General features: G+C 63.3%; 12 protein-coding genes and 2 tRNA genes. 4 read left to right on the top strand and 10 right to left on the bottom strand.

Translation table 11 applies throughout. The features are described 5' to 3' along the window. Nucleotides 1–59 precede the first annotated feature (59 nt). From AC07VS_RS11545 to AC07VS_RS11570, 6 genes are all read right to left on the bottom strand, one after another. Nucleotides 60–135, bottom strand: a tRNA-His gene (locus tag AC07VS_RS11545). A 32-nt stretch (nt 136–167) separates the two neighbouring features. Then, complete coding sequence (locus tag AC07VS_RS11550) at nt 168–2,108, bottom strand: SurA N-terminal domain-containing protein (RefSeq protein ID WP_492345111.1); 1,941 nt, start codon at nt 2,106–2,108, stop codon at nt 168–170. Between the two features lie 60 nt (nt 2,109–2,168). Further along, nucleotides 2,169–2,244 (bottom strand) — tRNA-Val (locus AC07VS_RS11555). 15 nt (nt 2,245–2,259) lie between these two features. Next, nucleotides 2,260–2,532 carry an HU family DNA-binding protein gene (locus tag AC07VS_RS11560; RefSeq protein WP_007858657.1) on the bottom strand — a complete coding sequence of 91 codons (273 nt, stop codon included), beginning with the start codon at nt 2,530–2,532 and terminating at the stop codon, nt 2,260–2,262. Between the two features lie 320 nt (nt 2,533–2,852). Continuing rightward, a complete protein-coding gene (locus AC07VS_RS11565; protein WP_494750994.1) occupies nt 2,853–3,938 on the bottom strand; it encodes a tartrate dehydrogenase in 1,086 nt (361 codons plus the stop codon). A 3-nt stretch (nt 3,939–3,941) separates the two neighbouring features. Further along, nucleotides 3,942–4,820, bottom strand: a complete 879-nt coding sequence (locus AC07VS_RS11570) for an alpha/beta fold hydrolase (RefSeq protein WP_494750995.1) — start codon at nt 4,818–4,820, stop codon at nt 3,942–3,944. An 86-nt stretch (nt 4,821–4,906) separates the two neighbouring features. Here AC07VS_RS11570 and AC07VS_RS11575 point away from each other — a divergent pair, with 86 nt between their 5' ends. After that, nucleotides 4,907–5,875, top strand: a complete 969-nt coding sequence (locus AC07VS_RS11575) for a LysR family transcriptional regulator (protein WP_494750996.1) — start codon at nt 4,907–4,909, stop codon at nt 5,873–5,875. Here AC07VS_RS11575 and AC07VS_RS11580 read toward each other — a convergent pair. The 3 genes from AC07VS_RS11580 to uvrC all read right to left on the bottom strand — a co-directional run bounded on the left by AC07VS_RS11580 (nt 5,847) and on the right by uvrC (nt 9,370). Next, nucleotides 5,847–6,731 (bottom strand): DMT family transporter, encoded by an 885-nt coding sequence (locus AC07VS_RS11580; protein ID WP_494750997.1) that lies wholly within the window; start codon nt 6,729–6,731, stop codon nt 5,847–5,849. The two genes, AC07VS_RS11575 and AC07VS_RS11580, sit on opposite strands and share 29 nt — an antisense overlap. Continuing rightward, nucleotides 6,728–7,291 carry a CDP-diacylglycerol--glycerol-3-phosphate 3-phosphatidyltransferase gene (gene pgsA / locus AC07VS_RS11585; RefSeq protein WP_492345106.1) on the bottom strand — a complete coding sequence of 188 codons (564 nt, stop codon included), beginning with the start codon at nt 7,289–7,291 and terminating at the stop codon, nt 6,728–6,730. Before pgsA ends, AC07VS_RS11580 begins: the two co-directional genes overlap by 4 nt. A gap of 147 nt (nt 7,292–7,438) precedes the next feature. Next, entirely contained in the window at nt 7,439–9,370 is a 1,932-nt protein-coding gene (gene uvrC / locus AC07VS_RS11590; RefSeq protein WP_494750998.1) for an excinuclease ABC subunit UvrC, read from the bottom strand. Between the two features lie 91 nt (nt 9,371–9,461). Between uvrC and earP the strand changes: the two genes are divergently transcribed. The 3 genes from earP to AC07VS_RS11605 all read left to right on the top strand — a co-directional run bounded on the left by earP (nt 9,462) and on the right by AC07VS_RS11605 (nt 12,277). After that, a complete protein-coding gene (gene earP / locus AC07VS_RS11595; RefSeq protein WP_494751091.1) occupies nt 9,462–10,544 on the top strand; it encodes an elongation factor P maturation arginine rhamnosyltransferase EarP in 1,083 nt (360 codons plus the stop codon). Between the two features lie 172 nt (nt 10,545–10,716). Beyond that, on the top strand, nt 10,717–11,271 hold the full coding sequence (gene efp / locus AC07VS_RS11600; protein WP_492345103.1) for an elongation factor P: 555 nt from the start codon (nt 10,717–10,719) through the stop codon (nt 11,269–11,271). Between the two features lie 97 nt (nt 11,272–11,368). Further along, nucleotides 11,369–12,277, top strand: coding sequence for an NUDIX hydrolase (locus AC07VS_RS11605; RefSeq protein ID WP_494750999.1), 909 nt, complete (start codon nt 11,369–11,371; stop codon nt 12,275–12,277). Nucleotides 12,278–12,304: 27 nt separating this feature from the next. Here the strand turns inward: AC07VS_RS11605 and AC07VS_RS11610 are convergent, their stop codons facing one another. After that, a complete protein-coding gene (locus AC07VS_RS11610; protein WP_494751000.1) occupies nt 12,305–12,799 on the bottom strand; it encodes a GNAT family acetyltransferase in 495 nt (164 codons plus the stop codon).

A 12,799-nucleotide genomic window follows, 5' to 3' on the forward strand; every position in this document is an offset into this window, starting at 1 on the left:
ACAGACCGCCAATAAAAAACCCCGCCATGTTCAACATGACGGGGTTTTCAGGATCTGCTTGGGGTGGCTGATGGGACTCGAACCCACGACAACCAGAATCACAATCTGGGACTCTACCAACTGAGCTACAGCCACCGCAGACAAAAATTATAACCCGAATTTTCTGCTTAACCGCCCGAATTTGAATTTTCTTCAGAAGCTTGCGGTGCGGGCTTGGCGGTCTTGAGCTGAACCTTGTACTTGTCAGCCAAGAACTCGTAGTAGGCACGGGCCTCTGCAGATGCCCACCACTGAGCATACTGAGCACGCTCCTGGGCCTTGCGCGCCTCCTCGACGCCCACTCGCGGGACCACCTTGGCCACGCGAACCACCGCATAACCTTGTGCCCCGAGGTCCACACCCACCCAGGCTGGCAACGCCGACCCACGTTGGCGCAGGGCTGCATCGACCACGGCCGGGGCCTGCTTGGCGAGCTCATCACGCGACACCGTGACCGCAGCACCCAGGTTCGTCGCGCTGGCAGGGTTGGTCTTCCAAGCCGCCAGCTTGTCTTCGCCCTCTTTGCGGGCCAGGGCCTGGGCGCGCTCTGCAACCACCAACTCGCGCACCTTGGCCTTGACTTCGTCCAGGGCCTGGGTCCGGGCTGGCACATAGTCCACGATGCGGGCCGACACCATCTGGCTGGGGCCCACTTCGATGGCCTCGGTGTTGCGCTTCTTGCTCACGGAATCGGCACCAAACAAGGCAGCGAGTACCTTAGGGTTGCCGAGAACAGGCGGCAGGCCAGGGCCGGGCACGCGGGTCACGTCCTTGGCCGTGCGCAAAGTCAACTTCAGGCGTTCGGCCACAGGCTTGAGGCTGTCGGATTGTTCATAGACCGTGTTGGTGAACGTCTCAGCCACCTCGGCAAACTTGCGCTGCGCTTGCTGCTGCTTGAGCTCAGCCTCCATCTCGGGGCGCATGGCCTCGAAACTCTTCTGCTGAGGCACCTTGATGTCGGTCAGTTTGATGATGTGGAAGCCGAAATCAGATTGGACCACGTCGCTGATGTCACCCTTGGCCATGGCAAACACGGCGTCCTCGAAAGGCTTGACCATGGCGCCGCGGGCGAAGAAGTCGAGATCCCCCCCCTTGGCGGCCGAACCAGGATCCTGCGAATTCTTGCGAGCCACATCGGCAAAAGTGGCCGGGGCCTTGCGAACCTCTGCCAGCAGCGCTTCAGCCTTGGCCTTGGCCTTGTCGCGCTCTGCAGCTGGCGCATCCTTGGGCGAGGTGATCAGAATGTGGCTGGCACGGCGTTCCTCTTTGGAGGCCAGGCGCGCCGCGTTCTGCTCATAGTAAGTCTTGAGGTCGGCCTCATTGAGGGCGATGCCGGCCTTGACGCTGTCAAGATCAAGCACGGCATACTCCACAGTAGCACGCTCAGGCATCTGGAACCGTGCAGTGTGCGCCTTGTAGTAGGCCTCGATGTCCGCATCGCTGGGCGTCACCCGTGCCACAAAATCCGCAGGGCGGAAAGTGGCCACCTGAATCTCACGGTGCTCGAAAAAGGCATTCAATGCCACGTCGGCCTGCCCGGCCGGAGCCACCACACTGGCGCTGATGCCACCCAGCACCTGACGGCTCGCCAGATCGGCGCGCACACTGGCCTCATACATCTCGGGGGTCATGCCTTGCGAGCCCAGCAACTGGCGGTAGCGCTCGACGTCAAGCGTGCCATCTTCGCGCCGCAACGAGGCGATGGTGGGGTTGTCCTGAAGTGAACGTGCCAACTTCTGATCGCTGATGGCCAGATGCTGACCACTGGCTGCAGAGGCCAGCACTTTCTCGCGAACCAGCCGTTCCAAGGTCACGTAACGGGCTTCGGGAGATTCGAAGCGCTTGATGTCCACATTGGGCATCTGCACCCGCAGACGCTCGACTTCGTTCTTGTGCGCGGCATCCCACTCGCCCTGCGTGATGGCTTGACCATCCACCTTGGCAACTGTCGTGCCCTTTTCCATGGCCCGGTTGTAGCCATCAATGCCGAACAGAACGAAGGATGGAATGATCAGCAAGAACAGCACGATCATGACGATCTTCGAGTGCTTGCGGATGGACTCAAACATGGCAATCTTTCAAGGGCAAAAAAGAAAAGGCGAACAATGTGTTCGCCTTCGCATCGGTGGTGGTGGGTGCTGACGGGATCGAACCGCCGACCCGCGCCTTGTAAGGGCGCTGCTCTACCAGCTGAGCTAAGCACCCCACCTGAACTGGATCTCAGTTCAAGGCATCTTTCAATGCCTTGCCTGGACGAAACTTAGGAACTTTAGCAGCCTTGATCTTGATTGTATCGCCAGTGCGCGGGTTGCGACCGGTACGAGCGGCGCGCTTACCAACGGCGAAGGTACCAAAGCCCACGAGAGAAACGGTACCGCCCTTTTTCAGGGTCTTCTTCACAGCCTCGATCGTCGACTCCAGGGCGCGCGCAGCGGCAGCCTTGGAAATGTCGGCGTTGTTGGCAATGTGCTCAATCAGTTCAGTCTTATTCACAAGGAGCCCCTCGTACAGAAATGGTGTTGATCAGGTTGTCTCATCAAAAATCTTGCCTCCCCTCAGCTGGGCCATCCTGAGATGGTTGTGTCCGCTGGGCGGGAGGCTCATTCGCAGCTTCAACTGCTGAAAGGATTAAAGCGATGGACCTTCAAGGTGTCAATACAACAAGCTGTTTCGCAACAGCAAGGACGCGGATTCTAGACTCTTTTCGGGGGGTGTTTGGCGCTCGCAGCGGTGTTTTTGCGACACCTCTGCGCGGGCTCGGGCTGGCAGCGTGAAATAGGTCCTGCGCCAGCCCCTTGGAGAGCTCTCTTGCCTCAGAGCACCTCGGCGATTGCCCGCCCCACATCCGTGGTGCTGGCCGTGCCACCGATGTCGCGGGTGCGCGGTGCACCACTTTTCGGATCCAGCACTTTCTCGATGGCCGCGAGCACCGCGTCATGTGCGTCCTTGTGGCCCAGAAACTCCAGCATCATGGCTCCACACCAAATCTGGCCGATCGGGTTGGCGATGTTCTGGCCTGCAATGTCCGGCGCCGAACCATGCACAGGTTCGAACAAGGACGGAAAACGCCGGTCCGGATTGAGGTTGGCACTGGGTGCAATGCCGATGGTGCCCGTGCAGGCCGGCCCCAGGTCGCTGAGGATGTCGCCAAACAGATTGCTGGCCACCACCACATCAAAGAAGTCGGGGCGCTGCACAAAGTGGGCCGTGAGGATGTCGATGTGGAACTTGTCCACGTTGACACCAGGATAGGCCTTGGCCATCTCGGCAACCCGCTCGTCCCAGTAGGGCATGGTGATGGCAATGCCGTTGGATTTGGTGGCGCTGGTGAGGTGCTTTTTGGGACGCGACTGCGCCAGTTCGAAGGCGAACTTCAGCACGCGATCTACACCGATGCGCGACATCACGGTCTCCTGCATCACGATCTCGCGCTCAGTCCCCGGGTACATGCGCCCGCCAATGCTGGAGTACTCACCCTCGGTGTTCTCACGCACGATGTACATGTCGATCTCGCCCGGTTGGCGTGGCGACCCATCGCGGCGCACCACCGGCGCGATGATGCCGGGCATCAAGCGAGCCGGACGCAGGTTCACGTACTGATCGAACTCGCGCCGGAACAGCAGCAGCGAGCCCCACAGCGACACATGGTCCGCAATCTTGTCGGGCCAGCCCACGGCACCAAAGTAGAGCGCGTCGTGCCCACCGATCTGATCCTTCCAGTCGTCGGGCAACATCTTGCCGTGCCGTTCGCAGTAATCCCAGCTCGAAAAATCGAAGTGATCAAAATGCAGATCGATGCCGAACTTGCGGGCCGCCGCGTCCATCACGCGCACACCCTCCGGCATGACCTCTTTGCCGATGCCATCGCCGGCGATGACTGCAATGCGTTTCTTGCTCATGGTTCAACTCCTGAAAAAATCAAATGCTTCCTGCAGCAGCAGGTCGGGCGCCTCTTCGGCAATGTAGTGACCACAAGGCAAGGCCCGCCCACTGAGCTGCGAAGCGCGATCGCGCCACAGATCCAGTACCGCGAAGCTGGCCGCCACGGCGCCATGCTCACCCCACAACACGCGCAAGGGCATGTCCAGGCCACGCCCTTGCGCTGCATCCAATCGGTCGTGCGCCAGGTCGACGGTGGCGCTGGCGCGGTAGTCCTCACAGATCGACTCCGCGGTGCCGGGCAAGCCCGCACAACGCTCGTACTCGGCCAAAGCGATCGGATCGAATGCCGCGAGACCCGCATGCCGCTTGCCCATCACCCCCCGCACATAGCCCGCCGGGTCGCTGGCAATCAGTGTCTCGGGCAAAGGGCTGGGCTGAATCAGGAAAAACCAGTGCCAATAGGCGCGAGCAAAGGCTTCTGTGGTGCCCTCATACATGGCCAGGGTGGGCGCGATGTCGAGCAACATCATGCGCTCCACCGCCACACTGCGGTCCAGCGCCAGCCGATGCGCTACCCGGGCACCCCGGTCGTGCGCCAACACCTGAAAGCGGTCAAAGCCGTGGTGCTGCATCACGGCCAGGGCGTCCAGCGCCATTTCCCGTTTGCTGTGCGCCACATGCCCCGCCGAGGCGCCTGGGCGCCCTGAATCCCCATAGCCACGCAGATCCATCAGCACGACGGTGAAGCGGGTGGCCAGGGCATCCGCCACCCGATGCCACATCACATGGGTTTGCGGGTGCCCGTGCAAAAGCAGCAATCCCGGCCCCTGGCCGCCACGCCAGGTGCGCAATGCAAGCCCCTCGCGCAGCGCCGTGTCGGTAGAGAAATTGTCAAACATGGGTTGGGTTGCCTTCTTGATTGGCCTCAACTCTATCGCGGCAAAAGGCAATAATCCGGCAAGCAATCATTTCCACAGAGGAAACAATGGATCGATCCGATCTGGAGCTGGTGCTGGCCATCCGCCAGCACGGCAGCCTGTCATCCGCCGCTCGGGCCCTGCATGTGACTCCCCCGGTGATCACCAAACGCCTGGCGGCCCTGGAAGGCCAACTCAGGGTTCAATTGTTCCAACGCACCACCCGAAAGGTCAGCCCCACGGCCGACGGAGACGCCCTGTGCGAGCACGCCCAGGTGCTGCTGCGCGGCTTTCAGCAGGCCGAAGCCGAACTGCGCGAGCGCCAGTCAGAGCCCACCGGCCTGATTCGTCTGGCCGCCACCTTCGGGTTCGGGCGGCTTTGGGTCGGCCCGGCCGTGGCCGAGTTTCAACTGCGCTACCCTCGCCTGCAGGTCCAGTTGCACCTGGTCGAACAATTGCCCGACCTGACGGTGGAGGGTTACGACGGCGCGATCTGGCTCTGGAATGTGCCCGGGCCACGGGCCGGTGAGTGGACGTCGAAGCGCCTGGCCCGCAACCAGCGGGTGCTGGTGGCCTCACCCGCCTACCTGAAAGCCCACGGCGAACCCGCTTGCGCCGACGACCTGGCACAGCATCAATGTCTGGTGGTGCGTGAAAACGGCAGCGACACGGCGCAGCGCTTCGATCACTGGACACTGCAGTCCAGCCAGGGCCGCCGCAAGGCCCTGCACCGCGTCACCGTGAAAGGCGCGCTGAGCAGCAATTCAGGCGAGTTGGTACGCGACTGGTGCCTGGCGGGCCGGGGCATCATGCTGCGCAGTCTTTGGGACATCGCCGGCGCCCTGCAAAACGGCGATCTGGTGAGGGTGCTGCCGGATCACGCCATGGCTGACGCAGACATCCATTGGCTGGCGCCCTGGCAGGCGAGAACCCCCAAACGCGTGCGCCTGCTGATCGACTTTCTGCACAACCGCTTCCATGGCGAACCCTGGAAGATCAACCCGGCGCTCAAGCCCGCGAGCGGACTACCAGGCTGACGCCGACCGCAGTCAAAGCCGTGCCAGCCAGCGTCAGACTGGTGATCGGCTCGCCAAACAGCAACCAGGCCAGCGCCGCGGTGCACGGGGGCACGAGGTACAACAGACTGGTGACGCGGGTGGCCGCACCACGCTGGATCAGCAGGTACAGCAAAGAGCTCGCCCCCAAAGACAAGGCCAGCACCGACCAGGCCACGGCACCGATCAATTCAGGCGTCCAGTCGATCGATTCGGGCTCCAGCCAGGCCAGTGGCAGGCTGACCAGCAAGGCGGCCCCCAACTGCACGGCACTGGCACTGCGCACGTCGCAAGGGGTCACATGGCGCTTCTGGTAGAGCGTTCCGATCGTGATGCTGAACAAGGCCATCACGGCCAGGGACAAGGCCTGCCAGGAGGCCTCACCGCCCTGCCCCATCTTGGCACTGACCACCAGCACCAGGCCACCGAAGCCGAGCAACAGCCCCAGCCATTGCCAGCGGCTGACCCGGCTGCCATGCCAGGACATCCACGCCGCCGTCAGCACCGGCTGCAAGCCCACGATCAAAGAAGACAGCCCGGAGCCCATGCCGGCCTTCACGGCCGCCCACACACCGCCCAGGTAGCCTGCATGCATCAGCACCCCGGTGACCGCCAAGTGCCCCCATTGGGCCCGGCTGCGCGGCAGCGGCACACCCGCCACCAACACCCAGACACCGAAACACAGCACCGACAAGGCGTAGCGCACACACAGGAAGGAGAGTGGAGGGGCATGGGGCATGCCATAACGGGCCACGATGAAGCCCGTGCTCCAGATCAGCACGAACACCGCCGGCATGGCCGCCAGCCAGCGACCATTCGCCTGCCCTCCTGCGCTCATTTGACGCGGGCCCGGATCTCGGGAAGGGCTTTTTGCAGGTAGTACACCATCGACCACACGGTCAGCACCGCGGCTGCCCAGATGAGCCAGGTGCCGCAGACACCGGTGTCCACCCCCAGCAGGGGCCCATCAAACAGAAGAAATGGGATGGCCACCATCTGCACGGTGGTCTTGAGCTTGCCGATCATGTGCACCGCCACGCTCTTGGAGGCCCCGATCTGGGCCATCCACTCACGCAGGGCCGAAATGGCGATCTCACGCCCGATGATGATCAAGGCCACAAAGACGTCGGCCCGCCCCAGATGCACCAGCACCAGCAACGAGGCACACACCAGAAATTTGTCGGCCACCGGATCCAGAAACGCGCCAAACGAAGAGGTCTGATTGAGCTTGCGGGCCAGAAACCCGTCCAGCCAGTCGGTGGCCGCAAACACCACGAACATCACCGTGGCGATCAGGTTGCGCGTCGCCGGGTCCAGGGGCGCATAGAACACCCCCACGATCAAAGGGATCGCGACGATGCGCGTCCAGGTCATGATGGTGGGAATGGTGAAGAACATGGGCACGATTGTGTCACGGCTTGCGCCCCGGCTTGGGGCTTGAATGCGGCTTGAATACACCTTGAGGGGATCAAGCGTGGCTTGCGCCCCACTTCAGGCACCTGCAACGGACCGTCGCGCCCGATTTCGGTGCCTTGGACACCGGGATCAGCGCAAAGCCCGGTAGATCTCTTCGGCCAGGTCGCGCGAGATGCCCTCGACCGTGCACAGATCCTCCACGCTGGCGGCGGCTACGCCACGCACCCCGCCAAAGCGCTGCAACAAGCGTGCGCGCTTCTTGGGGCCGACCCCGGCGATGTCCTCCAGCCGGCTGGCCCCCACCCGCACCTTGGCCCGCTGGGCCCGCATGCCGGTGATGGCAAAGCGGTGTGCCTCGTCCCGGATCTGTGCCACCAGCATCAGGGCCGCCGAATCACGCCCCAGGTAAACCTTGTCTCGGCCGTCGGCAAACACCAACTCCTCCAGGCCCACCTTGCGCCCTTCACCCTTCTCCACCCCCACGATGACCGACAGGCTCAAACCCAAGGCCTCAAAAACCTCGCGCGCCATCGACACCTGGCCCTTGCCACCATCCACCAGCACCAGATCCGGCAGGCGGGCCTGGCCAGGCGCGGGCGCGGCACCGCCGGCCTCGCGCAAGGCCTCGGCCACCTTGGCATAGCGGCGCGTCAAGACCTGGCGCATGGCAGCATAGTCGTCGCCACCCGTGATGCCCTCGATGTTGAAGCGCCGGTACTCGCTGTTCTGCATCTTGTGGTGTTGGAACACCACACAGGAGGCCTGGGTCGCCTCACCCGCCGTGTGCGAGATGTCGAAGCACTCAACGCGGAAAGCATCCAGGTCTTCAGGCTCCAGATCCAAGGCGTCCACCAGCGCACGGGTTCGCGCCTGCTGCGACCCCTCCTCCGACAGCAGGCGGGCCAGTTGCAGGTCGGCATTGGTCTGGGCCATCTCCAGCCAGATGCGCCGCTGCTCGCGCGGGTTGTGCACAGCGGCGATCCGCACGCCGGTCTGCTCCGACAAGGTGGCCAACAGGCGCTTGTTGACCGCCACACTGGTCACCAGCAACGGCGGCACCGGCACCCCGGGGTAATGTTGGGCAATGAACGCCTCCAGCACACGGACCTCCACCGGCAGCGCTGGCTCGGCCCCGGCATCGGCATCGGCTGGTGCGTCCGTGTCGTCCAGTAGACCGAGGTTGACAGCATCCTCGACATGCACCGGGAAATACGGCCGATCGCCCAGATGCCGCCCCCCGCGCACCATGGCCAGATTGACGCAGGCCCGCCCACCCTGCACCCGAACCGCCAGGATGTCAGCGTCCTGATCCGAACCCGTGTCCACCGCCTGCTGGTGCAAAACCCGCGACAAGGCACTCATCTGATTGCGGATCTCAGCCGCCTGCTCGAACTCCAGCCGCTCGGCGTGGGCCATCATGCGCGACTCCATCTCCCCCATCACCGCCTGGGCCTCACCCCGCAGAAAACGCTCGGCATCGGCCACGTCGCGGGCGTAATCCTCAGCCGACACCAGGTCGACGCAAGGGCCCGAACAACGCTTGATCTGGTAGAGCAGGCAGGGGCGGCTGCGGTTGTTGAACACGGTGTCTTCGCAGGTGCGTAGTCGAAACACCTTCTGCAGCAACTGAATGGTCTCTTTCACCGCCCAGGCGCTGGGGTAGGGGCCAAAGTAGCGATGCTTCTTTTCAACCGCGCCCCGGTAATAGGCCATGCGCGGGTAGGCATGGTTGGCCAGCTTGAGGTAGGGGTAACTCTTGTCGTCCCGGAACAGGATGTTGTACTTCGGGTTCTGTGTCTTGATGAGGTTGTTTTCCAGCAGCAAGGCCTCAGCTTCGGAGCGCACCACCGTGGTCTCCATGCGGACGATCTTGCTCACCATGTGACCGATGCGGGTGCCCCCGTGGTCTTTCTGAAAATAGCTTGAAACCCGGCGCTTCAGGTTGAGCGCCTTGCCCACATAGAGCAAGCCCCCGTCGGCATCAAAATACCGATAGACACCCGGCAAGGCGGGCAAGGCAGCCACTTCGGACAGCAGTTGTTCGGAATGCACATCAGACATGGGGGCGTATTGTGGCTCCACCCGGGCGGCCAGCGGCGACAATGCGCCCCACCTTCACCTTGCGCGCAAGCCTGCCTTGCGTCCTCAACGCATGCTTTGGGACATCTTCTGCACCGTCATTGACAACCATGGCGACCTGGGCGTCTGCTGGCGCCTGTCGGCCGAACTGGCGCGCCGTGGCGAGCAGGTGCGATTGTGGGTCGACGATGGCAGCGCCCTGACCTGGATGGCGCCGCAGGGCCAGGCCGGGGTCACCGTGCTGCCCTGGGTCAAGCCCCTGCCCTCCAGCAGCCTCGCCGCACTCAAACCAGCCGATGTGCTGGTGGAGGCCTTTGGCTGCGAGATCGATGCGGGCCTGCTGGCCCGACACCGGGACCAGCGACCTGAGCGGCCTCCGGTGTGGATCAACCTCGAATACCTGTCGGCCGAGGCCTGGGTGGAACGCTGTCATGCCCTGCCCTCTCCGGTGATGAATGGCCCCGCTGCGGGCTGGACCAAATGGTTCTTCTACCCCGGCTTCACCCCCGCCACCGGGGGGTTGATGCAAGGGCCCGGCGTGGCCGACGAAGCCACGCCCGAATGGCGGCGGGCCCAACGCCAACGCCTGGGCGCTCAAGCCCAGGATTGCCTGGCCTCGCTGTTCTGCTACGAGCCCCCAGCCCTGCCCGCGCTGCTGGAGCGCTGGAGGACTGAAGGCCAAGGCGGACAGCCTGTGCACCTGCTGGTCATGCCGGGACGCCCTGCAGCAGCCGTGCGAGGCCTGCAAGCCCAGGCCCCCGCCCTCGCAAAAGAGACCGATCGGCTGCGCCTGGCTTGGCCCGAAGCTGTGCCCCAACCCGAATTCGACCTCTGCTTGCGGGCCTGCGACCTGAATTTTGTGCGCGGCGAAGACTCTCTGGTGCGCGCCTTGTGGGCCGGCCAGGCGCTGGTCTGGCACATCTACCCCCAAGACGATGAAGCCCACCGTGACAAGCTGGACGCCTTCCTCGACTGGCTGGATTCACCCCCCACGCTGCGGCAGTTCCACCAGGTGTGGAATGGTCTGAGCAACGCAGCGCTGCCCCGGATCGAACTGCCCGAATGGCAAGCCTGCGTGCAGGCGGCACGCGCCAAACTGCTGGTCCAAAGCGATCTGGTCACGCAGCTTCTTCGTTTTTGCACAGAAAAACGATAAAATCCGAGGTTTTGCGCAGCACGGGCGTTTCAGCTCAAAGCCTGCTGGTGCGCAGTTCCCCGGCCAGTGCCGCCTGGTCTTTGCTGGATCCACTGGAAACAGCAAAGAATGACAGCGGCGCGCCAGGAAACCCCGATTCAAGCCCAACAGGCCCGCAGGGCCCTACATTTTTATGAAAATTGCTCAAGAAATCCGCGCCGGCAACGTGATCATGCACGGCAAGGACCCGATGGTCGTGCTGAAGACCGAATACAGCCGCGGCGGCCGCAACTCGGCCACCGTGCGCATGAAGCTCAAGAGCCTGATCGCCAACTTCGGTACCGAAGTCGTGTTCAAGGCCGACGACAAGATGGACCAGATCATTCTGGACAAGAAGGATTGCACCTACTCGTACTTCGCCGACCCCATGTATGTCTGCATGGACAGCGAATACAACCAGTACGAAGTTGAAGCCGAAAACATGGGCGACGCCTTGAACTACCTCGAAGACGGCATGGCTGTTGAAGTGGTGTTCTACGAAGGCAAGGCCATCTCGGTCGAACTGCCCACCAGCATCGAACGCGAAATCACCTGGACCGAACCAGCGGTCAAGGGCGACACCTCCGGCAAGGTCTTGAAGCCCGCCAAGATCTCCACCGGCTTCGAGATCCCGGTGCCGCTGTTCGTCTCGCAAGGCGACCGCATCGAAATCGACACCCGCACCGGCGAATACCGCAAGCGCGTCTAAGCTGCTTCAGCCGCTGTTGGAGAAGCCACCCACGGGTGGCTTTTTTCATGGGCCATCGCGGAAAACCCGGACACCCAGGCGTCACACACAGCCGCTCATGACCGCGACAATGCCAGTCATGGTCATCGAAATCAATTCAGAAGCCGTGCTGGGCGCTCCCAGCCCCTCCTCCTCCGTGATCGTGCTGCGCGACGCTCCTGCGGGCCTGGAGCTGCTCTTGCTGCGGCGCCACAGCCGCTCCGCGGTCTTGGGCAATGCCCATGTCTTTCCAGGCGGAAAGCTGGATCCCGCCGATGAGCAAGCCCTCGCACTGACCTGCGATCAGCCGATTGACACGCTGCCACATACCCTCAATGAACCTGAGCTGGCCCCCAGCACCGCACTGGGCCTGTATGTGGCGGCCCTGCGGGAAACCTTTGAAGAATGCGATCTGCTGCTGGGTGAACCCGCCCAGGGCGAAGCACTGAAGCAGGGGCTGGACCGGCTCCATGCGGGCCAGTCCCTGCTGAGCCTGTTCGAAGCCATGGATTGGGTTTTACCCACTCGCGCCTTGCAGCCCTGGTCGCGTTGGATCACCCCCAAGGTACCCTCGGTGACAAACAAACGCTTTGACACCCGATTTTTTGTGACCAAGGCGCCCCCCGGCCAGGTGGCCGCCCATGACAACCACGAAGCCACCGAGGCGCTGTGGATCCGCCCCGCCGAGGCCTTGCAGCGCTACTGGAACCACGACATGGATCTGGCGCCGCCGCAGATCATGACCCTGAGTCAACTGGCGCGCTTTGAACAGGCCGACGAGGCGCTGGCCAGCGCCCGACAGCGAGCCCCCGCTCTGATCGAGCCCGAACCCTTTGACCAGGACGGGCTTCGAGTGATCTGCTACCCGGGGGACCCCCGGCACAGCCGGTCCGAGCCGCTGTGGCAAGGCCCGACCCGACTCACCTTCCGCAACAAGCGTTTTGAACCCGAAGGGGGCCTGGCGGCACTGCTGCCAGCCGCCGCCTGAGCCCGGTCAGGCAAGCCGGCTTCAACCTCAGGCGTCAGGGATCAGGCGCTTGCCCAGGCTGACCGACGCGTCAGCGCTGAAGCCCAGGCGCGCATAGAAATCAAGCACCGCGGTGTTCTCGGCACGCACCATCAGGTTGATCTTGGGACATCCACGGGCCAGCAGATCAGCCTCCACCCGCTGCATCAACAAACGGCCCAGGCCATGGTGCTGCCAGGCCGGATCAACCGCCAGGTAGTACACCCAGCCCCGGTGGCCGTCATAGCCGGCCATCACCGTGCCAATCAGCCGCTCGGTGTCACCCGACTGAGCGGCTGGCAGTACGGCCACCAGAAACAGCTCGGGCTGCTCCGCCAACTTGCGTGCGATGTCCTTGTGGGGATCGTTCCAGGGCCTGAGCAGACCACAGGCGCCCCACAAGGCCACGGCCGCCGGCTCATCAGCCGGATGAAACACCCGGATGCAGAGGCCGGCAGGCGGCGTCAACTCGGGCGGGACCACGGTCGAACCCGAGTCAGACAT

This window comes from Curvibacter sp. GW821-FHT01G03 (assembly GCF_059422285.1).

Coding starts and splice junctions, on each gene's coding strand:
- AC07VS_RS11550 (WP_492345111.1), bottom strand. CDS start 2,108: ATGTTTGAGTCCATCCGCAAGCACTCGAAGATCGTCATGATCGTGCTG.
- AC07VS_RS11565 (WP_494750994.1), bottom strand. CDS start 3,938: ATGAGCAAGAAACGCATTGCAGTCATCGCCGGCGATGGCATCGGCAAA.
- AC07VS_RS11570 (WP_494750995.1), bottom strand. CDS start 4,820: ATGTTTGACAATTTCTCTACCGACACGGCGCTGCGCGAGGGGCTTGCA.
- AC07VS_RS11575 (WP_494750996.1), top strand. CDS start 4,907: ATGGATCGATCCGATCTGGAGCTGGTGCTGGCCATCCGCCAGCACGGC.
- AC07VS_RS11580 (WP_494750997.1), bottom strand. CDS start 6,731: ATGAGCGCAGGAGGGCAGGCGAATGGTCGCTGGCTGGCGGCCATGCCG.
- pgsA (WP_492345106.1), bottom strand. CDS start 7,291: ATGTTCTTCACCATTCCCACCATCATGACCTGGACGCGCATCGTCGCG.
- uvrC (WP_494750998.1), bottom strand. CDS start 9,370: ATGTCTGATGTGCATTCCGAACAACTGCTGTCCGAAGTGGCTGCCTTG.
- earP (WP_494751091.1), top strand. CDS start 9,462: ATGCTTTGGGACATCTTCTGCACCGTCATTGACAACCATGGCGACCTG.
- efp (WP_492345103.1), top strand. CDS start 10,717: ATGAAAATTGCTCAAGAAATCCGCGCCGGCAACGTGATCATGCACGGC.
- AC07VS_RS11605 (WP_494750999.1), top strand. CDS start 11,369: ATGACCGCGACAATGCCAGTCATGGTCATCGAAATCAATTCAGAAGCC.
- AC07VS_RS11610 (WP_494751000.1), bottom strand. CDS start 12,799: ATGTCTGACTCGGGTTCGACCGTGGTCCCGCCCGAGTTGACGCCGCCT.